Annotated in this window: 20 protein-coding genes; 9 read left to right on the top strand and 11 right to left on the bottom strand. The window is 71.8% G+C overall.

The genetic code is table 11. From position 1 onward, the window contains the following. Positions 1 to 129 precede the first annotated feature (129 nt). The 7 genes from cysS to HD596_RS06935 form a co-directional block, all read right to left on the bottom strand. Positions 130 to 1,485: a cysteine--tRNA ligase gene (gene cysS / locus HD596_RS06965; protein ID WP_185068480.1), complete on the bottom strand. Its 1,356-nt coding sequence runs from the start codon at positions 1,483 to 1,485 to the stop codon at positions 130 to 132. 18 nt (positions 1,486 to 1,503) lie between these two features. Next, the gene (locus HD596_RS06960; RefSeq protein WP_313043053.1) at positions 1,504 to 3,279 is read right to left on the bottom strand and encodes a sigma factor-like helix-turn-helix DNA-binding protein; all 1,776 of its coding nucleotides are present in this window, start codon (positions 3,277 to 3,279) and stop codon (positions 1,504 to 1,506) included. 119 nt (positions 3,280 to 3,398) lie between these two features. Further along, a complete protein-coding gene (locus HD596_RS06955) occupies positions 3,399 to 5,219 on the bottom strand; it encodes a UvrD-helicase domain-containing protein (protein WP_185068478.1) in 1,821 nt (606 codons plus the stop codon). 4 nt (positions 5,220 to 5,223) lie between these two features. Further along, positions 5,224 to 7,467 (bottom strand): hypothetical protein, encoded by a 2,244-nt coding sequence (locus HD596_RS06950; protein ID WP_185068477.1) that lies wholly within the window; start codon positions 7,465 to 7,467, stop codon positions 5,224 to 5,226. 112 nt (positions 7,468 to 7,579) lie between these two features. Then, entirely contained in the window at positions 7,580 to 8,335 is a 756-nt protein-coding gene (locus tag HD596_RS06945) for a class I SAM-dependent methyltransferase (protein ID WP_246554185.1), read from the bottom strand. Between the two features lie 123 nt (positions 8,336 to 8,458). Beyond that, positions 8,459 to 9,529, bottom strand: coding sequence for an ABC transporter substrate-binding protein (locus HD596_RS06940; protein WP_185068475.1), 1,071 nt, complete (start codon positions 9,527 to 9,529; stop codon positions 8,459 to 8,461). A 17-nt stretch (positions 9,530 to 9,546) separates the two neighbouring features. Then, the gene (locus tag HD596_RS06935; protein WP_185068474.1) at positions 9,547 to 9,777 is read right to left on the bottom strand and encodes a putative acetyltransferase; all 231 of its coding nucleotides are present in this window, start codon (positions 9,775 to 9,777) and stop codon (positions 9,547 to 9,549) included. A 105-nt stretch (positions 9,778 to 9,882) separates the two neighbouring features. On the opposite strand from HD596_RS06935, the gene fdxA reads away from it, so the two are divergent. The 3 genes from fdxA (at position 9,883) to HD596_RS06920 (ending at position 12,107) form a co-directional block, all read left to right on the top strand. Next, complete coding sequence (gene fdxA / locus HD596_RS06930; RefSeq protein ID WP_080047500.1) at positions 9,883 to 10,209, top strand: ferredoxin; 327 nt, start codon at positions 9,883 to 9,885, stop codon at positions 10,207 to 10,209. A 79-nt stretch (positions 10,210 to 10,288) separates the two neighbouring features. Then, positions 10,289 to 11,359: a succinyldiaminopimelate transaminase gene (gene dapC, locus HD596_RS06925; protein ID WP_185068473.1), complete on the top strand. Its 1,071-nt coding sequence runs from the start codon at positions 10,289 to 10,291 to the stop codon at positions 11,357 to 11,359. Between the two features lie 91 nt (positions 11,360 to 11,450). After that, on the top strand, positions 11,451 to 12,107 hold the full coding sequence (locus tag HD596_RS06920; RefSeq protein ID WP_246554182.1) for a DUF4178 domain-containing protein: 657 nt from the start codon (positions 11,451 to 11,453) through the stop codon (positions 12,105 to 12,107). Here the strand turns inward: HD596_RS06920 and HD596_RS06915 are convergent. Next, complete coding sequence (locus tag HD596_RS06915) at positions 12,104 to 12,925, bottom strand: hypothetical protein (RefSeq protein WP_313043045.1); 822 nt, start codon at positions 12,923 to 12,925, stop codon at positions 12,104 to 12,106. The genes HD596_RS06920 and HD596_RS06915 overlap by 4 nt on opposite strands. Positions 12,926 to 12,963: 38 nt before the next feature. On the opposite strand from HD596_RS06915, the gene HD596_RS06910 reads away from it, so the two are divergent. The 6 genes from HD596_RS06910 to HD596_RS06885 all read left to right on the top strand — a co-directional run bounded on the left by HD596_RS06910 (position 12,964) and on the right by HD596_RS06885 (position 17,875). Next, a complete protein-coding gene (locus tag HD596_RS06910; RefSeq protein WP_185068472.1) occupies positions 12,964 to 13,797 on the top strand; it encodes a 2,3,4,5-tetrahydropyridine-2,6-dicarboxylate N-succinyltransferase in 834 nt (277 codons plus the stop codon). Then, positions 13,797 to 14,852: a succinyl-diaminopimelate desuccinylase gene (gene dapE, locus HD596_RS06905; protein ID WP_185068471.1), complete on the top strand. Its 1,056-nt coding sequence runs from the start codon at positions 13,797 to 13,799 to the stop codon at positions 14,850 to 14,852. The genes HD596_RS06910 and dapE overlap by 1 nt, the downstream gene beginning before the upstream one ends. Positions 14,853 to 15,053: 201 nt before the next feature. Beyond that, the gene (locus HD596_RS06900; protein ID WP_185068470.1) at positions 15,054 to 15,851 is read left to right on the top strand and encodes an LOG family protein; all 798 of its coding nucleotides are present in this window, start codon (positions 15,054 to 15,056) and stop codon (positions 15,849 to 15,851) included. 11 nt (positions 15,852 to 15,862) lie between these two features. After that, positions 15,863 to 16,447: an LOG family protein gene (locus tag HD596_RS06895; RefSeq protein WP_185068469.1), complete on the top strand. Its 585-nt coding sequence runs from the start codon at positions 15,863 to 15,865 to the stop codon at positions 16,445 to 16,447. A gap of 82 nt (positions 16,448 to 16,529) precedes the next feature. Further along, a complete protein-coding gene (locus HD596_RS06890; protein ID WP_185068468.1) occupies positions 16,530 to 17,324 on the top strand; it encodes a hypothetical protein in 795 nt (264 codons plus the stop codon). Positions 17,325 to 17,353: 29 nt separating this feature from the next. Next, a complete protein-coding gene (locus HD596_RS06885; RefSeq protein ID WP_221520255.1) occupies positions 17,354 to 17,875 on the top strand; it encodes a DNA-3-methyladenine glycosylase I in 522 nt (173 codons plus the stop codon). Here HD596_RS06885 and HD596_RS06880 read toward each other — a convergent pair. The 3 genes from HD596_RS06880 to HD596_RS06870 are packed head-to-tail and all read right to left on the bottom strand — an operon-like array spanning position 17,835 to position 21,723. Further along, entirely contained in the window at positions 17,835 to 20,156 is a 2,322-nt protein-coding gene (locus HD596_RS06880) for a polysaccharide lyase 8 family protein (protein ID WP_185068466.1), read from the bottom strand. The genes HD596_RS06885 and HD596_RS06880 overlap by 41 nt on opposite strands. Further along, entirely contained in the window at positions 20,153 to 20,929 is a 777-nt protein-coding gene (locus HD596_RS06875; protein ID WP_185068465.1) for an enoyl-CoA hydratase-related protein, read from the bottom strand. Before HD596_RS06875 ends, HD596_RS06880 begins: the two co-directional genes overlap by 4 nt. After that, on the bottom strand, positions 20,926 to 21,723 hold the full coding sequence (locus HD596_RS06870) for a PaaX family transcriptional regulator (protein WP_246554179.1): 798 nt from the start codon (positions 21,721 to 21,723) through the stop codon (positions 20,926 to 20,928). Before HD596_RS06870 ends, HD596_RS06875 begins: the two co-directional genes overlap by 4 nt. Positions 21,724 to 21,768: the final 45 nt, after the last annotated feature.

Here is a 21,768-nt window from a genome sequence, read left to right as displayed (position 1 = left end):
ACGGTGGCTGGCTGGCTGGCTGGCTGGCGTCGGGCGGGTGGCGGTGTTGTACGACGGGCGAGGGTGCGGTGCCGGTGGCAGGGGTGTGGAGGGCGTTGCGGGGAGGGTGAGGGTGCGGGCGGGCGAGGGTCAGGTCCAGGTCTGGCCGTCCGGGGTGTCCGCGACGCGTACCCCCATCTCCGCCAGCTCCTCCCGAAGCCGGTCCGCCTCCTCCCAGTCCCGAGCCTCCCGCGCCCGGCCCCGCGCCTCCAGGAGCTCCCCGGCCCCGGGAGGCAGCACCCGAGCCTTGCCGATCTCCGTCGAGAGGTCGAGCGCCAGCACCTGGTCCAGATGCAGGAACGTCTCGAACTTGGCCCCGGGCGCGACGGACTCGTCGCGTTCCAGGTCCCGGAGGATCCGCAGCGCGGACGGCGTGTCCAGGTCGTCGGTGAAGGCGGCCTCCACCCGTTCCGCGTAGTCGGCGGCCATCGGCGCGCTGGGCGACTCCGACCACTCGGCCACCCGGGCGCGCCACCGTCGCACCGTACGGTCGGCGGCGCGCAGGGTGTCCCAGGTCAGGTTCAGCTGCTGCCGGTAGCGGTGCTCCAGGAACGCCATGCGTACGGCGAGCGGGTCGAGCCCGGCCGCGGCCACGTCCGACAGCAGCACCACGTTCCCCGTGGACTTGGCCATCTTGCGGCCGTCGAACAGCAGGTGCTCCCCGTGCACCCAGTGCCGCACCACCTCGTGCCCGGTCGCCGCGTTGGACTGGGCCCGCTCGTCCTCGTGGTGCGGGAAACGGAGGTCGATCCCGCCGACGTGGATGTCGAAGGCGGCTCCGAGGAAGCGGAGGGACATGGCCGAGCATTCCACGTGCCACCCGGGGAAGCCGCGGCCCCAGGGCGAGTCCCACGTGAGCTCTCCCGAGGAGGGCTTCCACAGGGCCCAGTCGGCGTGGAAGCGCTTGCGCGGGTCGACGGCGTCGATGCGGTGGGCGGGCTTGAGCGAATCCAGGCGATTTCCCGAAATTTCGCCGTAAGTGGGGAAGGTTTGGACGTCGAAGAACACCGACCCGTCCGGCACCTCGTACGCGTGCCCCCGCTCGATCAGCCTGGCGATCAGCTCGATCATCAGGTCGACGGTCTCGCTCGCCCGGGGCGTGTGCTCCGGCGGGCGGATGTTGAGCGCCGAGGTGTCGTCCCTGAAGGCGTCCTCGTAGAAGCGGGCGAGCTCGCCCACCGAGCGCCCCTCCGCCCGCGCCTGCTCCAGGACCTTGTCGGAGCCGGAGTCGGTCAGGTGGCCCACGTCGGTGATGTTCTGGCAGGCCAGCACGCGTACCCGCCGCCGTTCGAGCACCCGCCTGATCAGGTCGGACAGCAGGTACGTACGGAGATTGCCCACGTGCGCGTGGCGGTAGACGGTCGGCCCGCACGTGTACATGCGCACCGCCCGCCCCGCGGCGATCTCCTCGACCTGCCGGGCACGCGTGTCGTAGATCCGGAGCATCCTCCGAGCCTAGCCGCGTCAGGCACCCAGGAAGCCGAGGATGTCCCGGTCGCCACGCTCGCGCAGCCTGCTCAGCACTTCCTCGCGACCGGCCGTGTCGGGCATCCCGATCCTGGCCCCGATCAGCCGCAGCCCCTCCAGCTCCGAGCTGACGGGGGCGGTGTAGCCGATGAGGTAGAGGGCGCGGTTCACGGGCGGCATCCCGACCGGTGCGGCCGGCAGGTAGCGGGTCAGCAGCTCGCCCCCGTCCGACACGGTCAGGAACACGTGGTCGCCCTCGCTCGCCTTGAAGTCGGCCAGCACGTTGCGGATCGACCCCATGGTCGGCTGGTTGTGCCAGCTGATCACCACGTCACCGGACGGGGTCGAGGCGGTGAGCTGCCCGCCCGGCGCCATCCCCAGGTACGCCGCGAACCCGGTCGGCAGCGGCGAACCGGAGCCGCGCAGGTGCTCGGCGTTGACGTCCACCCGGTGCCACCAGCGGCCGTCGCGGGAGCGGAAGCTGCGCCGCGTCTCCGACACGTCCTTGCGCGGCTGGTACGGCTCCGCCTCCCCGGTCGGCGAGGTGCCGGCCACCCGGATCCAGCCCCGCTGCGTCCGCTCGAAGCCCGGCCCGCCCGAGTACGCCCGCACCGAGCTCTCGCTGACGTCGTACTTGGCGGTCAAGTTGGTGACGATCGTGCTCACCGAGGCCTCGCCGCCGGCCCGCTCGATCTCCCTGGCGATCATCTCCCTGATCCCCAGGTATTCGTCGCCGCCCCATCGCGTCAGGCCGTACTTGTTGCGGTCGACGCGGCGGAAGCGCTCGTCGGCGGTGAGCTGGTTGCGGATGCCGACCAGGCTGTAGTCCTCGCCGATGCGCTCCTGGATCTCCTCGGGCGACAGCGGCGCGCCCGCCACCGCCAGCACTGCCTCGGCCTTCTCATTGATGCTGCGCGGCCACGGCACGACGTGCTGGCCCAGCACGCGCAGCTGCGGCACCGCCAGGATCCACCGCTCGGCCACGTCCTCACGCACGCCGAGCTGGGCGACCATGGACACCGCCTCGCCGAGCGGCCGGGGCCCGTCGGTGAACAGCTGCCGCGTCTTCTCCCGGAGCTCGTCGGCCCCGCCCGCCACGAGCCACCCGTCGGACTGGTCGTAACCGGTCAGCAGCGTACGCACGAACCGCCACGCCGGGATCCCCAGCGAACGCAGCTCGGTCCGGTGCCACGGCACGGCGGCCTGCAGGTCGTCGGCCGGGACCGCGGAGCCGAGCCGGCCGCGCAGCCAGGAGACGTGGGCGACGAGGGCTGACGCGTCCGGCTTGCCGAGCCATGCCTCCACGTGGTCGCGCAGGTCGCGCTCGATCTGCCGGATCCGCTCCCGCGTGACCGAGAAACGCTGGGCCAGCTCGTCCAGCGTGGCCCGCTGCGCGGCGTAGAGCCGGTCGCGGGCGATGGCCCGCTGCCGGTCGTCCAGCGCCCCGAACAGGTCGTCGATCAGCTCGGGCAGCGGCCTGTCCGGCCTGGACGGCGCGGGCGCGGCCTCGGGCGCAGGTTCGAGCAGCCGCTCGAACACGCCGCTGAACAGCTTCTGCACCACGTCCTTGCCCAGCGTCTCCGGCGTCCGCTCGGCCTCGGCGGGGTCGGAGAAGCGCAGCAACGGGAGGATGTCGCCGACCATCAGATGACCCCAGCAGGCCACGGCGAGGTCGGCCAGACGGCCGGCCACGGCCTGCGTCCCGACCATGGCGCACGCGCGATCGAGGGGGATCGCCTGCCACCAGGCCTCGGGCAGCTGTGGCTCCTCCACGATCGGCGCGATCTGACCAGGGGAGGTCCATCGCAGGGGTGGCGCGAGGTCGCTCAGGCTGAGGTTCATTGACGTCCAACCGGCAAAGGGAAGATATATCCGCAGTTCAGACTATGTGATTAGAGTGACAAAAACGGGCTGCCTCTTCCGGAATGGGAGATATAGAGCATCGCACGAGCCCGTGTGCAGGCGACGAACAGTATGCTCCGTTCACGTTGCAGGGCACGAGCCCGAGCGTCCGGATCCTCGGGCGGCGGCTCGGGCACCACGCCCTCCGCCACGCCGATGAGCGCCACCCGCTCGAATTCCAGCCCCTTGAGATGTTGGAACGTCGAGGCCCGCACGTCCAGCCCGTCCAGCGCCCGCCTGGCATCCCGAACGAGCCGCGGACTGCGCGCGCCGACGGCGATCTCGTCCGCGGGCACGCCGTCCGCCAGCCACGACTCGACCGTGCTGCGCAGCCCGGCCAGCTCCGACTCCGGCGTCTCGTAGGCCCTGACGACGGGCCGGTGGCCGTTACGCGTCGAGTGGAAGCCGTACATGTTGGTCGTGCCCTTGACCAGGCCGCTGGCCGGGCCGCCGCCGCGCAGCCGTACCGCGAAGGACAGCAGCTCCTGGGACAGCCGGTAGGAGAGCCGCAGCGTGTGCTGGACGGCGGGGATGCCGACCGCACCGAGCGCCACCCGCGTGTCGGTGACCCGCTGGTGCGGGTCGCCGACCACGAACAGGTCGTCGTGCGCCCGCGGCACCGCCGCGCGCAGCAGCCGCCACTGCGACGGGCTGACGTCCTGCGCCTCGTCCACGACGATGTGCCGGTACGGCTTGCGCCCCGGGTCCACGTCGTCGAGCAGGCCGCCCGTCGCCAGGGAGAGCAGCCTGAGCGCCTCGTCCGTCAGCTGGGCCAGCGTCCGCGCCCCCGGGCCGACCAGCGCGGGGCGGCGGCCCTCGGCGTCGGACACGATGCGCAGGGCCAGGCGTTCGGTGTTGCCGACCTCGACCCGCTTGCGGACCACCTCGTCCTCGATCAGCAGGTCCAGCTTCGCCGACAGGTCCTCGGCCAGCGCCTGGGAGAACGTCACGAGCAGCACGGGCCCCGATCCGTGCGCGGCCAGGTGAGCGGCCCGCTGCAGAGCGACGACCGTCTTGCCGGTGCCCGCCCCGCCCACGACCAGCACCGGCTGCTCGAAGCGGGCGGCCCTGGCCAGCCGGTGCTGCGGCGGGTCGAGAAACGTGCACCAGGCGGGCGCGCCGAGCACCCGGTCCAGCTCCACCTTGTCGGCGACGAACACCGCCCGGTCGGGGCTGCGGCGCAGCGCCGCGTGCAGGTCCTCGGGGTCGATCGGCCCGCTCTCCCCGTCGGAGGCGCGCCAGGCGTCCAGCTCCCGCCACGCCTCGGCGAGGGTGCCGCCGCGGGCCAGCACGGCGAGCGGGACGTGCTGGGTCGGCGGGAGCAGGGGTTCGAGCGCGGCCACGTCGGCCTCGGTCGTGATCAGCCTGAACAGCGGCAGCGCGTGCACGTCCAGGCCGAGGCCCATCAGGTCGCCGTCGCAGATCGGGTCGAACAGCCCGGACGACCTGGCCGATCGGCGTAACGCGGGCTCGACGCGTTCGAGCGCCTCGGCGTCCCACTCCTCGACCACGCCGATCACCGGGTTGACCCCGAACCTGAAGCGCCGCGCGTACGACCAGGCCTCGGGGTCGGGCAGCACCGTACGCAGCCAGTACACGTCCCGCTGCCGCACCACCACCCCGCGATGGCCCTCGGCCAGCCGCAGCGTCGCGACCCGCGGATCCCGGCAGCCCCTGACCCGCTGCGGGTGCGGGGCGCCGGCCACGTTCAGCAGGAACCGGCGCAGCGCGACAACGGCGTCCCTGCGCACCGGCTGGGCCAGTGCGCTGAGCTCCCTGGGAAACTCAGGGCCGATCGCGAGCCGCGGCACCGGCTCAGTCCAAGAGGGCGAGCAGGTCGCGGTCCCCGCGCTCGCGGAGCCTGGTGAGCAGGTCGGGGAGCGCGACCGGTCCCGTCATGCCGATCCTGGTGGCGATCACTCTGGCCGCCTGATCTCGGGTGCCGCCCGGGGCCGTGTAGCCGACCAGCCGGAGCGCCTTGGTGATCTTCTCGGCGCCCTGTGCGGCGACCGGGAGGTGCCTGGCCCTGAGCACGCCCTCGTCCGACAGCGTCAGGAACAGGTGCCCGCCCTCTCGCGCGCCCACGTCCACCAGGAGGCGTTCGATGGATTCGAGCACCGGCCTGCCGTGCCACGTCATGGTCAGCTCGCCCGCGGCGCTCCTGACCGTCCGGCTCTCGCCGGGGGACAGGCCCAGGTACGAGGCGAACCCCGTCGGCAGCGCGCACTCGCCGCCGGCCAGCTGCTCGGCCGTCACGTCGATCCGCAGCCACCAGCGCCCGTCGGGCTGCCTGAAGCAGCGCCTGGTCTGCGAGACGTCCTTCAGCGGCTGGTACGGCTTGTGCTCCCCGGAGTCGCCGTTCGACTCCTCCACCTGCGGGGCGGCCGGGGTGAACGCCTGGAACTGCGGCGGGCCCGGGGGAGGGGACGGCGGCAGCTGGGGCGAGCCGAACGCCGACTGCGGCTGCAACTGGGGCTGCGGCTGGGGTGACAGCGTCGCCAGCACGAACTGCCAGGCCGGGACCTCCAGGGCGCGGATCTCCACGTTGTGCCAGTCGGCCGCGCCGATGAGCTGCTCCTTGCGGGCGGCCGGGCCCAGGGTCCTGCGCAGCTCCTCCAGATGGGCCCGGTACGGGGCCGCCTCCTCGCTCGCCAGCCAGTGGTCGAGGCGGGTACGGAGCTCGTCCTCGGTGGCGGAGATCTCGGCCGGGGGGACGGCGAAGAGCTTGGCCAGCTGATCCACGGCGGAGGGCTCGTCGGTGAAGATGCGGTTCTGGGCCACGGCCCAGCTCTTGTCGTCGAGCCCGGCGAACGCGGCCTCGATGAGGTCCGGCAGCGGCTGCCTCTGCGACGGGGCGGGCTCCGGCTCGGGCGCTTCGGCCCGTTCCGGCGCCTCTTGAGCGGGTGCCTCCTGAACGTGCGCCTCCTGGGCGGCCGGTTCGGGGGCGGGCTCCTCGGCGGCGTCGAGCACAGGCTGCGACTCGGGGTGGGGCTCGGGCTGGGGCTCGGGCTGGGGCTCGGGTTCGGGCGCCTCGTCGGCGACCGGCTCGGCGTCGGCGTCCAGCACCGGCTCAGCGCCCTCGGCCGCGTCCCGCTCCGAATCGACAGCCTCGGACTCGCTCTCGTGCGAGGCGGCCTCAGGCTCGTCCTGCTGGGGAGCGGCGTCCTCCTGGGGGGCGGCGGCCTCGGGCTCGCTCTCGTGCGAGGCGGCGTCCTCCTGGGGAGCGGCGGCCTCGGGCGCGTCCTCGTGCGGCGCGACGGCCTGGGGCTCGTCCTCCTGAGGAGCGGCATCCTCGGGCGCGCCCTCGTGGGACGCCACGACCTCCTCGTCCGCCGGGTGCCCGGCCTCGACGGCGTGCGGGGCTTCGGCGAGCTCCGGAACGGCGGAGCGCTCGTCGGGCTCGGGGTCGTCGATGACGGACCCGGCGGGGACGAGGTGGGCGACGGGCTCGGGGTCGTCGATCACCGACCCGACGGCGGTGAACCGGACCACGGGGTCGGGCTCCTCGACCGGCTCGGGAGCCGCCTCCTCGGCCACGGGCTCCGGCTCGGGGACGAGCGCGGGCTCGGGCGCCACGGCGTGCGGGTGCTCGGCCGGCGCCGCCTGCTCGCTCGCGGCGGGAGCCGGCCCCGGGTGCGCGGGCGCGGCCGGCGCCGGGTGCGCCAGACGGACCAGGACCGCCGAGAACAGCGTGTTCAGCACCGGCCGGGCCTGGATGAAGGGCTGGTCCACCAGTTCCCTGCTGGTCAGCGTCAGCAGCCCGACCCACGATCCGGCCCGGTCGAGGGCGATCGCGACGGCGGGCTCGTCGGCCTCCTCCGGGTCCAGCACGTACAGCGCCGGCAGGACGTCACCCACCGCCGCCGCGGGCCAGTGCTCCAGGGCGATCTCCGTCAGCAGCTCGCCCAACGACTCGGGGCCGATGGCCGCCAGGACGTGTGGCATGGGCAGGCTGCGCCACCACGCGTCGGGCAGCTCCGGCTGCCCGGTGAGCAGCGTGATCGTCGTGGCGTCGCTCCACCTCAACGGTGGTACGAGGTCGCTCAGGCAGAAGTTCATCCCGTTCCGTTCACCAGCCCCTCACGCCGCCGCAGCGGTGCAGCCATAATCTCGCCGCCCACGGAACAGACCATAGTCCGGCAAATCAGCCCTACGCATCATGTACAACGCATCAACGCCGAACAGCGGCAAAGCGTAGACGCACGTAGTCAGCCATCCAGCCAGTCTCCCTGCGGAGGGCGGGCGCGGCCAACTCGTTCACGCGATGAAGCAGGGGCTCCACGATCTCCGGCGGGAGTCCTTCGAGCACCGACGAGGCGAACATACGCACCCAGTCGGCGGCCCCGCCGGGGCACTCGTCCAGGGGGGTCGGCCGGTCGAAGTACTCCAGCAGCCTGACGACGAAGCCCTCCTGCTCCAGGCGGCGGGCGTACTCGGCAGGCGAGGGAAAGTACCACGGAAGATCGGGTTCGCGCAGGCCGTACTCGCGCCAGGCCGTCAGCATCGCGGCGGTCAGCTCGGCGCAGTTGCCCGCCCCGCCCATTTCGGCGACGAAGCGCCCGCCGGGCGTCAGCGCCTCGCGCACCCTGGCGATCACCAGCCCGGGGTCGCGGCTCATCCAGTGGAGGGCCGCGTTGGAGAACACCGCGTCGTACGGGTTCGCGACGTTGAAGTCGTGCCCGTCGCCGACGATGAAGTTGATCCCGGGGTACTGCGCGATGGCCTTCTCGATCATCGCGGGGGAGCCGTCGATGCCCAGCACGTCCGCGCCCCTGAAGGCGATCTGCGCGGTGAGCACGCCCGTGCCGCAGCCGAGGTCGAGCACCCGCTCGCCAGGCCGCGGATCCAGCAGGTCGACCAGCGGCGCGCCCTGCGTGGAGACGTAGCCGAAGCTGCTGTCGTAGGCGCGACTGTTCCACCGCTCCAAGCTCGGTGTGTCATATCGCAAGACGATCAGCTCACATTCGATCAGACAACGGGCCCCCCTGGCCGTGCTGTCTGCTCACTTTAGAGCCTGAACGTCCCTACGACATATCAAGTCACATCGGACTCATCCGACACTCTTGGTCCATTCCCGGCTGAGATACGCCTTCGCGGCGTCTGCCTGCGGGATTGTCATGAGGACCGGCGGGCCCGGCGCCTTGGGAAGTTTCGCGGCCTGCTCGGCGTCGAGCGTGCCCTTCATGAGCATCGCCTCACTGCGCGCCGGGCGGGCGAAACCCTTCTGGAAGAGGTTCTGGCCCTCGTTCGAGAACAGGAACTCCTGCCAGAGGCGGGCCGCGGCCGGATGCGGGGCCGTCTTGCTGATGGCCTGCATGTGGTAGCCGCCGAGCGGCGCGTCCTTGGGGATCGTGACCTTCCACGCGTCGGAGTGGGCGGCGCTGCGGGCCGCGTTCAGGTGGTCCCAGGCGATGACCGTGTTGGCCTTGGCCAGGTCGGTGAGCCGCCCGGCCTGCTTGAGCTTGGCGAACAGCGCCACCCCCTGCGACGGCTGCGGCACGCCCGAGCGCATGGAGGCGGCCATCACGCCGTCGAACGCCCCGTCCGCGCGCAGCGGGTCGCCGTCGAGCGCGACCCGGTAGCCGGGATTGAGCAGGTCGGCGAAGGAGGCCGGGGGCTTGACCTCGCGCGGGTCGTACCCGATGGACATGTAGCCGCCGTAGGCGGCGTACCAGGCGCCGGACGGGTCCTTGACGTCGTCGGGCAGGTCCTGCCAGCTCTGCACCTTGTACGGGGCGAACCGGTCGGCCGCCGAGACGGCCACGTCCAGGGTCAGGTCGAAGACGTCGGGCTTGAGCTGCGCGGCGGCGTCCAGCTCGCGCTTGCTGCCGGCGTTCGGCTCCAGTTCGTTGACCTTGAGCCCGTACTTGTCGGCGAACGTCTCGATGATCTCGCCGTAGTTGACCCAGTCGTGGGGCAGCGCGATCACGTTGAGCCGCCCCTCGCGCTTGGCGGCCTCGACCAGCCGGTCCATGGTGGCGAAGCCGGCCTTCATGGAGCTCGCCTGGACGTTGACCGGCGGCAGGTTCTTGGGCTGGGCGGAGGTGGAGTGGGTGGACGACGCGCCGCATCCGGCGCTGGCGAGGATGGCTGCTGCGGCGGCGCAGGTACGTACGGTCACACAACGAATACTTACCGTTACATCCGTTCAGGTCGAGGAGGCGCGGCCGGAACCACCTTGGCGGCCACCAGCGTCTCTTCTGGGATCTCCACCACGCTGCCGTCTCTTTTGCGAACTTTGAGTAGTCCGTTCTCCCACGACACGAGGATGCCCACGGCATCTCGAAATCCCCCAGGAACGCGCCTGCGGGTGGTGATGCGTGCACCTATATCCTGACTTGTGATCGCGATGATGAGACGTGCGGCCACGACTTTGCCACCCTCCGTTTCGGCCAGCTGGCAAGCACGGCAATACTAGGGCGTAGCAAACCGCGGTCAGAGTCATGCCATGGTGCGGAGAAGAAGGAGCTCGAGGTGACCTACGTCATCGCGCAGCCTTGCGTGGACGTCCTGGACAAGGCGTGCATCGAGGAGTGCCCCGTCGATTGCATCTACGAGGGCGAGCGCATGCTTTACATCCACCCCGACGAGTGCGTGGACTGCGGCGCGTGTGAGCCTGTATGCCCCGTCGAGGCGATTTTCTATGAGGACGACCTTCCCGAGCAGTGGAAGGACTTCTACAAGGCGAACGTGGACTTCTTCGAAGACCTCGGCTCGCCCGGTGGCGCCTCGAAGGTCGGGAAGATCGACAAGGACCACCCGGTGGTGGCCGCCCTGCCGCCGCAGGGTGAGGACCACTAGACGATCCTGTCGCGCCGTATACGGGGGCATCCGCGCCGGATGCGCCCCGTCGGCGTGCGCTTTTCGAGTACGGAGAACCGTGAACAAGTTGCCCGACTTCCCCTGGGACCGGCTGGAGCCGTACAAGGAGCGCGCGCTCGCACATCCCGACGGCATCGTCGACCTCTCGATCGGCACGCCGGTCGATCCCGTGCCGCAGATCGTCCAGGACGCTCTCGCGCGGGCGGCCGACAGCCCCGGCTACCCGTTCACGCACGGCACCAAGGCGCTGCGTGAGGCCGCGGCCGGGTGGCTGCAGCGCAGGCACGGCGTCACCGTCGACCAGCAGGACGTGCTCCCGCTGATCGGCTCCAAGGAGTTCGTCGCCTGGCTGCCCACCTACCTGGGCGCCAGGCGGGTGGTCTTCCCCGAGCTGGCCTACCCCACCTACGACGTGGGCGCCCGGCTGGCCGGGGCGGTGGGCACTGCCTCAGACAGCACGCTCGCGCTCGGCCCCGAGCGCGTCGACCTCATCTGGGTCAACTCCCCGGGCAACCCCACGGGCCGGGTGCTGCCCGCCGAACACCTGCGCAAGGTGGTCTCCTGGGCCCGCGAGCGCGGCGCCGTCGTGGCCTCCGACGAGTGCTACATCGAGCTCGGCTGGGAGCAGGAACCGGTCTCGATCCTCCATCCCGACGTCTGCGGCGGCTCCCACGAAGGGCTGCTCGCGGTCCACTCGCTCTCCAAGCGCTCCAACCTGGCCGGCTACCGCGCCGGGTTCGTGACGGGAGATCCCGTCCTGGTCAAGCGACTGCTGGAGACGCGCAAGCACGCCGGCATGATCATGCCCCAGCCCGTACAGGCCGCCATGACGGTCGCGCTCGGCGACGACGAGCACGCCGACCGGCAGCGCGAGCTGTACGCCGCCCGTCGCGCCCTGCTGCGGCCCGCGCTGGAGCGGGCGGGGTGGCACATCGACCATTCGACGGCCGGGCTGTACTTCTGGGCGTCGAACGGGCAGAGCGCCTGGGATCAGGTCGGCAAGCTTTCCGAAATCGGCATTTTGGTCGCGCCGGGCGAGTTCTACGGATCGGCAGGTGAGCGGCACATCCGCATCGCGGTCACCGCGACTGATGAGCGGATCGGTGCGGCGGTGCGCCGCCTCCAGTAGGATCCCCCGTCATAGCCGGGCAATCCGGCTGACACGCATAAATTGATAAGGGCTTTTGCCGAGGCAGACCGCGAGTGGAGCGAGCTGATCGATGAGCATGACCTCCATGGTCGTACTCGGGCTGAGCATCGCCACCGTCCTCCTGCTGCTTGGGGCCTTTCTGGCCACCATGCGACAGGACAGGAAGGGCCGAACGAGCTCGCCGCCGGTCGAGGTCGCTCCCATCGAGACCCCGCTGCCGGCGCCTGTGAGCGCGCCCGGGCATGCCGGCACCGACTACACCGACCCCCGCACGATCCGGGTCGGCGACCGGATCGAGGTGCACGGGTCTCCCCGCCGGGTGCTCGGCGCCCTGTTCGTGTCCTGGCAGGGGCAGCAGTGGGTCGAATATCTCCTCCGGGACAGCGCACGCCGCTTCCAGTGGCTCTCCGTCGAGGCGCACGAGGGTGACTCGCCCCACCTGGAGGTCCAGCTCTGGACGGATGTGCCCACGCAGGGCATGGTCCCGGCCAAGAGCATGCTGATCATGGAGGGCGTGGAGTTCTCCCCGATCGAGCGGGGCACGGCGGCGTTCCGCAGCGAGGGCGACACCGGCCATCCCGACCGGGGCCTGCTGGACTTCGCGGACTATCGCGCCTCGGACGGGCGGCTGCTGTCGTTCGAACGCATCCAGGGCCAGTCGTGGACGGCCAGTTACGCCCAGCCCCTGCCGCCGGGCTCCATCACCATCGTCCGCCGCGCCTCTTAGGAGAGCTCGACCTCGCGGTTGCCGGCCTTGCCGCCGGTCTGCCAGTTCTCGAGCTCCACGTCGTTCTTCCACGTCGCCCCCGCGTACCCGACCTGGCGCAGCGCGTACTTCTGGGCAAAGGACACCGACCAGGCGGCGATCAGCCAGCCGCGCCGCTCCGAGGTGACGGCCGTGCTGCCGAGCGACCTGGCCAGCTGCTTGCGGGCCTCGGCGGTGCGGGGCTGCGGCGCCGGGGTCTTCTTGCCCGGCGGGTACCAGCAGTGGACGGCGCGCGGGACACGCCCGGTGAAGGCGGCGGCGAGCAGTTTGGCCTCCGGCTCGTGATCCGCGTACGCGTAGCCGCCCGCCGAGCGCTGCACCGCCTGGGCCGCTTCGGCCACCGGCAGCTTGCGGTAGTTCTTGACCTTCTCCAGCGCGGCGAAGAACTTGTTCGTGGCGTAGACGGGGTCCATGAGCTGCTTCTTGGTGCCCCAGCCCTGCGACTCCCGCTGCTGGAACACGCCCACCGAGTCGCGGTCGCCCCAGGGCAGGTTGTAGATCTTGGATTCCTGCAGCGCCGTGGCGTACGCGATCACGACGGCCCGCTCGGGCAGCCGGCGGCGGGCCGCGACGGCCGCGATGGTGGCGGAGATCTCGGCCTGCTCGAAGTCGAGATAGCGCTCGCCGAGCGGGGTGCGCACGGTGCAGTGCGGCTCCGGCTTCACCGCCAGCGGCTTGGTCTTCTTCAGCAGGTTGAAGAGGCCCACGGAGATGCCCACGGCGAGCACGATGACGATGATCGCGATGGTGATGACTCCACGGGAGAAGCGCAGGCGCACCCTGAAGAACCTACCCGTGGCGGATAAGCTCCGTGGCCATGAGTGACGTGAGCACCACCTCACCGATTTCCCCGGTGGTGGACGAGTTGTGGGAGCGCCGGGCGGAGCTGTCGCCGGCCGACGCCGAGGCGCGCCGGCTGATCGTCGGCGCCGTCGACCTGCTCGACAGGGGCGAGGCCAGGGCCGCGCGCCTGGAGGGTGGCGAGGTGGTCGTGGACGAACGCGCCAAACGGGCCATCCTGCTCAGCTTCAAGGTGCTCGGCATGGCGCGCTCGCAGGTGGGCGACTTCCAGCACCACGACCGGGTCCCGCTCAAGAGCTCGCTCGACGGCGTGCGCGTGGTGCCCGGCGCGATCGCCCGCTGGGGCTCGTACCTGGCGCCCGGGGTGGTGCTGATGCCGTCGTTCACGAACATCGGCGCGTACGTGGACGAGGGGACCATGGTGGACACCTGGGCCACCGTCGGCTCGTGCGCGCAGATCGGGAAGAACGTCCACCTGTCGGGTGGGTCGGGCATCGGCGGCGTGCTGGAGCCGCCCAACGCCGTGCCGGTCGTCGTCGGCGACGGCGCGCTGATCGGCAGCCGGTCGATGATCGTCGAGGGCGCCCGGGTGGGCGAGGGCGCGGTCGTCGGCGCCGGAACGATCCTGTCCGGCTCGATCCCGGTGATCGACGTGCAGACCGGCGAGGAGTTGGCCCGCGGCCACATCCCCGACTGGTGCGTGGCCGTCGGCGGCACCCGGCAGAAGGAGTTCCCCGGCGGCACGTTCGGCCTGCCGTGCGTGCTGGTGCTCAAGCGCCTGGAGCCGGGGCAGCGACACGACAAGGCGGCGCTCAACGACGTGCTGCGCGAACACGGAGTGAACACCTGATGCTTGATCTCACGCAGGACGTCCGCGCGCTGACCGCGGCGATCGTGGACATCGAGTCGGTGAGCGGCGACGAGCGGGCGCTGGCCGACGCGGTCGAGCGGGCGCTGTCCGCGCTGCCGCACCTCAAGGTCGACAGGTCGGGCGAGACGGTCGTGGCCCGCACCGAGCTGGGCACGTCCGAGCGGGTGCTGATCGCCGGGCACCTCGACACCGTCCCCGTCGCCGGCAACCTGCCCAACCGGGTGGAGGGCGACCTGCTCTACGGGTGCGGCACGTCCGACATGAAGGCCGGCGTGGCGGTCGCGCTCAAGCTGGCGGCCACCGTCCCCGCCCCCAACAAGGACGTCACGTACGTCTTCTACGACTGCGAGGAGGTCGAGGCCGAGCGCAACGGTCTCAACCGCGTGGCCAGGGACCACCCCGACTGGCTGGCCGCCGACTTCGCGGTGCTCATGGAGCCGACCGACGGGACGATCGAGGGCGGCTGCCAGGGCACGCTGCGCGCCGAGGTCACCGTCAGGGGCAAGCGGGCCCACAGCGCCAGGTCGTGGTTCGGGGTCAACGCCATTCACGGGATCGAGCCGGTCCTGGCCAGGCTGAACGCGTACGAGGCGCGGCTGCCGGTGGTCGACGGCCTCGAATACCACGAGGGCCTGAACGCGGTCGGCGTCCGGGGCGGGGTCGCGGGCAACGTCATCCCCGACCTGTGCGTGGTGTCCGTCAACTACCGGTTCGCTCCGGATCTGACGATCGAGCAGGCGCAGGAGCACGTACGCGAGGTCTTCGACGGGTTCGAGGTGAGCTTCGTCGACGCCGCGCCCGGGGCCAGGCCGGGGCTGACGCACCCGGTGGCGGCGGCCTTCGCCGCGGCCGTCGGCGGCACGCCGCGCGCCAAGCTGGGCTGGACGGACGTCGCCCGCTTCTCCGCGCTGGGGGTGCCCGCGGTCAACTACGGTCCCGGAGATCCGAACCTGGCGCACCAGCAGGGCGAGTACGTGTCGCTGTCGAAGATCGTCGAGAGCGAGCGGGCCATGCTCAACTGGCTCACAACATGAAAGTGGCCTTCCTCGCCGGCCATTTGGCGGGGAAGACCACTTTCAGTCCCGAGCAGCACCCTCGTGCAGTTAGACGCAGGGGGGTGGAAATCCGGTTCCCTGGTTTTTTCAAGATTTTTTAGAGGTTGGATTCACCGGTCTGACCTGCGGTGTTCGCGCTCAGGACGCCTATCTCGGCCGAAGAGGGCTAGCGTGACCAGCATGGAACAGTCACGTCCTGAACGCCGTCAGGGCCAGGCGGTCGTACGCGGCCGCCTGGTGCCCAGCTCCACGCACGACCAGCGCCTGCTCGCCCGCCAGGGGCCCTCCGACTGGGTCCACATGGACCCGTGGCGGGTGCTGCGGATCCAGGCCGAGTTCGTGGAGGGCTTCGGCCAGCTCGCCGAGCTGCCGCCGGCGGTCACGGTCTTCGGCTCCGCCCGCACCCCCGACGGAGCGCCCGAGTACCGGCAGGGCCGCGCGCTCGGCCAGGCGCTGGCCGAGGCGGGCTACGCGGTGATCACGGGCGGCGGCCCGGGCGTCATGGAGGCCGCCAACCGCGGCGCGAGCGGGGTGGACGGCGCTATGTCGGTCGGGCTCGGCATCGAGCTCCCGTTCGAGCAGCGCATGAACGACTATGTCGACCTCGGCATCGAGTTCCGCTACTTCTTCGTGCGCAAGACGATGTTCGTCAAGTACTCGTGCGGCTTCATCGCCCTGCCCGGCGGCTTCGGCACGCTCGACGAGCTGTTCGAGGCGCTGACGCTGGTGCAGACCCACAAGGTCACCTCCTTCCCCGTGGTCCTGATGGGCTCGGAGTTCTGGGGCGGGCTGCTCGACTGGATCAAGGGCACCCTGCTCGGCACCGGCAAGATCGCCCCCCAGGACCTCGACCTGATCACCCTCACCGACGACGTGGACGAGGCCGTGCGCATCATCGTGGACGCCGACCGGGCCCGCTCCAGGCAGCGCGAAGAGGAGCTGGAAGCCGCCGCGGCCCAGTACGCCGAGCCCCAATAGGCTTCCTCGATGTGAATATCTGCGTCTTCTGCGCCTCCAGCCTGAACATCGACAACAAGTACATCGACCTGGCCGGACACGTGGGCGCCGAGCTCGCCAGACGGGGCCACACCCTGGTGAGCGGCGGCGCCACGGTCTCCTGCATGGGCGCGGTCGGCTCGGCCGTCCGCGCGGGCGGCGGCCGCACGATCGGCGTGATCCCGCAGGTGCTGGTGGACATCGAGGTGGCGGACGAGGAGTCGGACGAGCTGATCGTCACCACCGACATGCGCGAGCGCAAGGGGGTCATGGACGCTCGCTCCGACGCGTTCCTCGTGCTGCCCGGCGGCATCGGCACGCTGGAGGAGCTGTTCGAGATCTGGACCGCGCGGGTGCTCGGCGTCCACGACCGCCCCTTGGTGATCCTCGACCCCTGGGGTCTGTACGACCCGCTCAAGCAGCTGATGAACCACCTGTACGACGAGGGCTTCACCCGGCCCGACGTCTTCGACGCGATCTCCTGGACCTCCACGGTGGAGGAGGCGTTCGCCCACCTGGAGGCGCGTCCGCAACCCGTCCGGCCCAGCGTCGCCGAACTCGGCGAGGCGGCCGGCTGACCGGCCCGCTCACCGCCCGGAGAGGCACGGACTGCGGCAAGTGCGGGACCTCATGCCCCGATGGTGTGAGTACGATGCCAATGTGCTGGTCATTCTCGCCATCGCCGCCATCGCCATCCTGGCCTGTGTGGTCCTGGTCTCCCTCGGTAGGGGCGGTGAGCTGACCGAGTTCCCGCCGGATGTGCCGCCCCTCGACCTGCCCGAGCCCGGACAGCTGACGGCGGTCGACTTCATGGCGCTCCAACTGCCGGTCAATCTGGTCGGCTACCACACGGCGAGCGTCGACGAGACCCTGCGCAGGGCCGCCAACGCGATCAGCGCGCGTGACACCCGGATCGCGGTGCTGGAGCAGCGGGTCTCCGAGCTGCTGTCGAGCCGGTTGCACGCGCGCCAGGAGATCTACGCCGCGCCGGGGGCGGGGCTGCGTACCGACCACGCGCCTGAGGCCCCGGCGGTGGCGCGCGAGCTGCCGGAGTCCGGCGATCCCGTGGAGGTGAGCGGCGCCACGGTGTCCTGGGACGGCACGCCGGACCTGCGGCGGGCGCCGGAGGACCCGGAGTGGCGGATCCCGCCGGGCGACGGCGATCCGGCCCCGGAGGCCGCGCCGGACGAGCAGGCCGAGGCGGCCGAGGAAGCCGCCGCCGTTGCGGAGCCCTCCGCTGTGGAGTCCACCGCTGTGGAGCCCTCCGTCGGGGAGCAGCCGGAGGCCGCGCCGGACGAGAAGCCGGAGGACGGCCCGGACGAGAAGCCCGACGAGAAGCCCGACGAGACCGTCGAAGCCGGGGCCGACGAGGCCGCCGGGCCGGTGGGCGGGTCCAAGGACGGCGCGGAGACCACGCCGGCCGCCCAGGGCAAGGACGGGGACGGGCGCCCGTGACCGAGCTGATCCGGTGCTCCTGGACGGGCATGGCGGGCAACGCCGCCTACATCGCCTACCACGACGACGAGTGGGGCCGCCCGCTCACCGGCGACGACGCGGTCTTCGAACGAGTGGCCCTGGAGGCGTTCCAGTCGGGCCTGTCGTGGCTGACGATCCTGCGCAAACGGGAGAACTTCCGCGCCGCCTTCGACCGGTTCTCGATCGTCAAGGTGGCCGCGTACACCGAGCAGGACGTCGAGCGCCTGCTCGGCGACGAGGGCATCGTGCGCAACCGGGCCAAGATCGAGGCCGTGGTCGGCAACGCCAGGGCCGCCCTGGACCTCCCCGAGGGCCTGTCGGACCTGGTGTGGCGCTACGCCGACCCGGACGCCCCCGTGCCGAGGAGCATGGCCGACGTGCCCGCCACCACGCCCGGCTCCAATGCGCTGGCCAAGGAGCTGAAGAAGCACGGCTTCAGGTTCGTCGGCCCGACCACGGCCTACGCGTTGATGCAGGCCATCGGCCTGGTCAACGATCACATCGAGGGCTGCGTGGCCCGTTCGCGCTGAGCTCGAAGGTGTGGGTCGCGCCCAGCGACCCGCCGAGCTCGACGGTCACGGCGGTCGTCTCCCCGGTCCGCGCCGTGACGGTGTCGTCCGCCCTGATGAGCCCGCCCAGCGGGCGATCGAGCGTGATCGTCACGACGTCCACCGTCCGGCTCGGGTCGGCCACCGCCACGGCCACCCGCCCGCCGGCGCGCCGCATGATCACCACGCACGGCGCGTCCACCGCGATCTCCCCGAGCGTCCCGGCCGTCCAGAACACCGCCGCGAGCAGCCCCCGCGCCCGCACGGCCTGCAGCCGCGCGGTGTTGGCGGCCACCCGCACGGGACGCCGCGCACGGTACCTCCGTGTCCACTCGCGCGTCGCGCCCGGCAGCACCGTGTACGCGTAGGAGGCGTTCACGGGGTCGACGCCGTGGTCGATCCAGAGGCTCGCGTAGCGCCGCGTGACGGGCTCGCCCGCGCCGCCGGTGTCGTCGCCCGCATTGATGTCGCGCCACCTGCCCGTACGCGTCTCCACGGCGCACTGAGCGCCGTCCAGCACGTAACCCGCGACCCCGGGCAGGTGCGCCCAGCCGTCGCCGACGTGCGGCCGGGCCTCCGTGGCCCGGTTCTCCACCACGGTCACCACCCCGCGCCCGTCCGAGCCGGTGATGCCGCTGCCGAGCGCCACCACGGCCGCGTCGAGGAAGAACCACGACTTGAGCGCCCGCAGGCTCGCGCCCTCGCTCGCCAGCTCCATGGCGGCGGCCCCGTACCGGCCGCCGAGCACCGCGCCGCCGGCCCACGCGCCGGGCGGGCAGTGGACGCGGAAGGACAGGTCCGCGCGCTCGCGGTCGTCGACGGTCGTCCCCGGCAGCCGGTACGGGTCCACCGTCGGCCAGAAGCCCTCGCCGAACTGGCCCAGGTCGCTCGTGTAGAGGTAGGTCATGCCGTCGCCGGTGTACCAGCCGCGCAGGTTCTCCCCGTTGATCGCCTCGTACGCGGCGATCCGGCGCGACGAGAGGCTGAGCGCGAACGACCAGGTGGGCCGCCGGTGCACGATCCGGTCCATCGAGGGGAACACGAAGTGCCCGACGGGCCCGGGCGCGGCCTCGACGCTCCCGTCACGCAGCACCGCGACCGCCCGCCGGGTCTCCGGCACGTCCGCGTGCTCCAGGTAGGGGCGGGCCTTGCCGCGCTCGATCCACCCCTTGGCCAGCTCCCGGAACCGGCCGGCGTACGGCTCGGGCGCGCTCCCGGCCAGCAGCAGGACGGCGCCGATCAGGCCATGGCCGGCCACGGCGTCGGAGAACGCCTGCCGCGTGGCCGCCCGCCCCCTGACCGTGTCCATCAGCAGCCCGTCGTGGACGAACGGGGCATACGACCGCTCGACCGCGTCCAGGACCACGGGCAGGCCCGGATCGCGGACCTGCCACGGCGAACCGTCCAGGAGCGCGAGCGCCTCGGCGACCGCGATGATCAGCGACAGACCGTAGGAGCCGGTGTAGGCGACGCACTCGTGCTGGATGAACGACCCGTCGCGGTAGAAGCCGTCGCCGGACTCGACGTGGCGGAACACGCTCCTGAGCCCGCCGTCGCGCACGTCCGACAGGCCGTCGCGGGCCAGCGCCAGCTTGTCCGCGCTGCGCCCCGCGATGCCGCGGAAGGCGAGGATGGCGGCCTTGTCGGCCCGGTTGGCGCCGCTCTCGCCCGCCTGCGGGTTGCCGGTCCGGCGGTCGGCGTCCGGGCAGAACCGGTCCACGGCGCCCAGGTAGGCGTCGAGCCTGGTGGCGTCGAGCCGGTCGCCGAGCAGCACGCACAACCGGCTCAGGTGGGCGGGCGTGCCGATCTCCCAGAACCACCAGTTGCCCGTCTCGGGGAGCCGCTCGTTGTAGTGGCGCTCGTGGAGCACGTCGAGCGCGTCCACCACCCGCGCCGCGACGGCGTCGTCCCCGTGCTGGGCGGTGCCGGGGGTGGCCCAGGCCGTGGCGATCCGCCGGAGGCGGCCGTAGCTGCCCGTGACGTTGCCGGGGCCGCCGGCCGGGGGCAGGTCCGGCCAGAGCGTTCCGGGCGCCAGCGAGGCCAGCAGGCCGCCGGCGGCCTGGCTCAGCCTGGCCAGCGGTCCGGCGTAGACCGGGTCGGAGACGTCGATCCCGCCGCCGGTGAGCAGGCCGAGCGCGCCCGCGCGGAGAGCGTCGAACGCGGGCGCGCTTCCAGCCGCGGCGGCCTCCCGCGCGGCCGGGTCCGCTGCGGCGGGGTCCGGTGCGCCCGGGTCCGGTGTGGCGGGGTCCGGTGCGGGCGTCACTCGGCGCGGAACGTCGGGCGTTCCTTGGCGAGGAAGGCGCGGGTGGCGTTCAGGTGATCCTGGGTGGCGGCGCACTCGTCCTGGAGGTCGGCCTCCATGGCGAGCGCGTCGGGCAGCGAGTGCGTCGCGGCGTAGGTCAGCGCCCGCTTGGTGGCGGCGTAGGCGAGGGTCGGGCCGTGCGCGAGGCGTACGGCCAGCTCGTGGGCGGTCTTCAGGACGTCGTCGGCGGGCACCACGCGCGTGACCAGGCCCAGCTCCAGCGCCCGGGCCGCGTCGAGCGGCTCGCCGAGCAGCAGCAGCTCGGCCGCGCGGCCCTGGCCGACCAGGCGCTGCAGCGTCCAGGAGGCGCCCGAGTCGGGCACCAGGCCGATGCCCGCGAACGCCAGCGCGAACTTCGCCTTCTCCGAGGCCACCCGCAGGTCGCAGGCGAAGGCCAGGGACGCGCCCGCGCCCGCGGCGACGCCGTTGACCGCGGCCACCACCGGCTTGGCCATGGTGGTGATCAGCTCCACAATCGGGTTGTAGTGGACGCGGACCGTGTCGGCCAGGCCGCGGCCCGCCTCCAGGTTGCCGGCGTGCTCGCGCAGGTCCTGGCCCGCGCAGAAGGCCCGGCCCGAGCCGGTCAGCAGCACGGCCCTGATCGCGGGGTCGCCCGCCGCGCGGCGCAGCGCGCCGAGGAGCGCGTCCTTGGTCTCGGCGGTCAGCGAGTTCATGGCGTCGGGACGGTCGAGCGTGATGGTGGCGACCGTGTCGGCCACGTCATAGCGGATCAAAGTAACTCCCTCTCGACGAACGCGGCGGCCGCGGGCAGCAGCCGGGCGGCCTCCTGCTCGAAGTACGCCCTGGCCTTCTCGCCCGGCCAGCCCGCGGGCAGCAGCTCGGGCGGCAGGCCCGGGTCGCGGAACAGGAAGTTGCGCCAGCCGTGCACGAGCCTGCTCCTGGTGGCGAACACCTGGTCCGCCGGCGCCTTCTCGGGCAGCGTGCTGATCAGCGTGACAGCCTCGGCGAGCCAGAGCTCGTACGCCTCGCCGATGGCCTCCAGATCCCACGCCCTGGCCACCAGCTCCCGCGGATCGCCCTCCAGCGCCGAGTCGAACCTGTCGGCCCGCACCCCCTCGCTGTCGAGCAGGTTGTCCAGCTCGATCGACGATCGTGGACCGATCCACGTCGTCTCCGACAAGGACGCGTACCCGAGGAACGCCAGGTCGGCCCTGAGCCGCTCCCTGCGCGGCCGCTCCTTCACCGGCGCGAAGACGATCAGGTGCCACCGGCCGTGCCAGGTCAGCGTCCCGGCTCGGTAAATTCTGAGCGCGGCCTCGTCCAGGCGCCTGACGCATTTCGGCGTCAGCCCGTAGCCGGCTCCCTGCGGGAGTTTCACCGGCCACAGCCACCCTTGGCGCACCATTCGTGACACCGCGGTACGGACGGCGGGAGCGGCTATATCCAGGGGTTTCATGAGCCTCACGAGCGAGGCGACGGACGCCTGTCCACCGCGCGAGCGCAGGTGGTCTCCATAGAGATCGAACAGAGCGGCGCGAGCGTGCACGAAGTCCAGTTTGGACGTCATCGCACGGCTCGACAACGCATTCTGGGAGGAGATCGTTACCCATGA

Source organism: Nonomuraea jabiensis (genome assembly GCF_014204795.1).
GTDB classification, from domain to species: domain Bacteria; phylum Actinomycetota; class Actinomycetes; order Streptosporangiales; family Streptosporangiaceae; genus Nonomuraea; species Nonomuraea jabiensis.
This window is presented reverse-complemented; position numbering and strand designations above follow the sequence as displayed.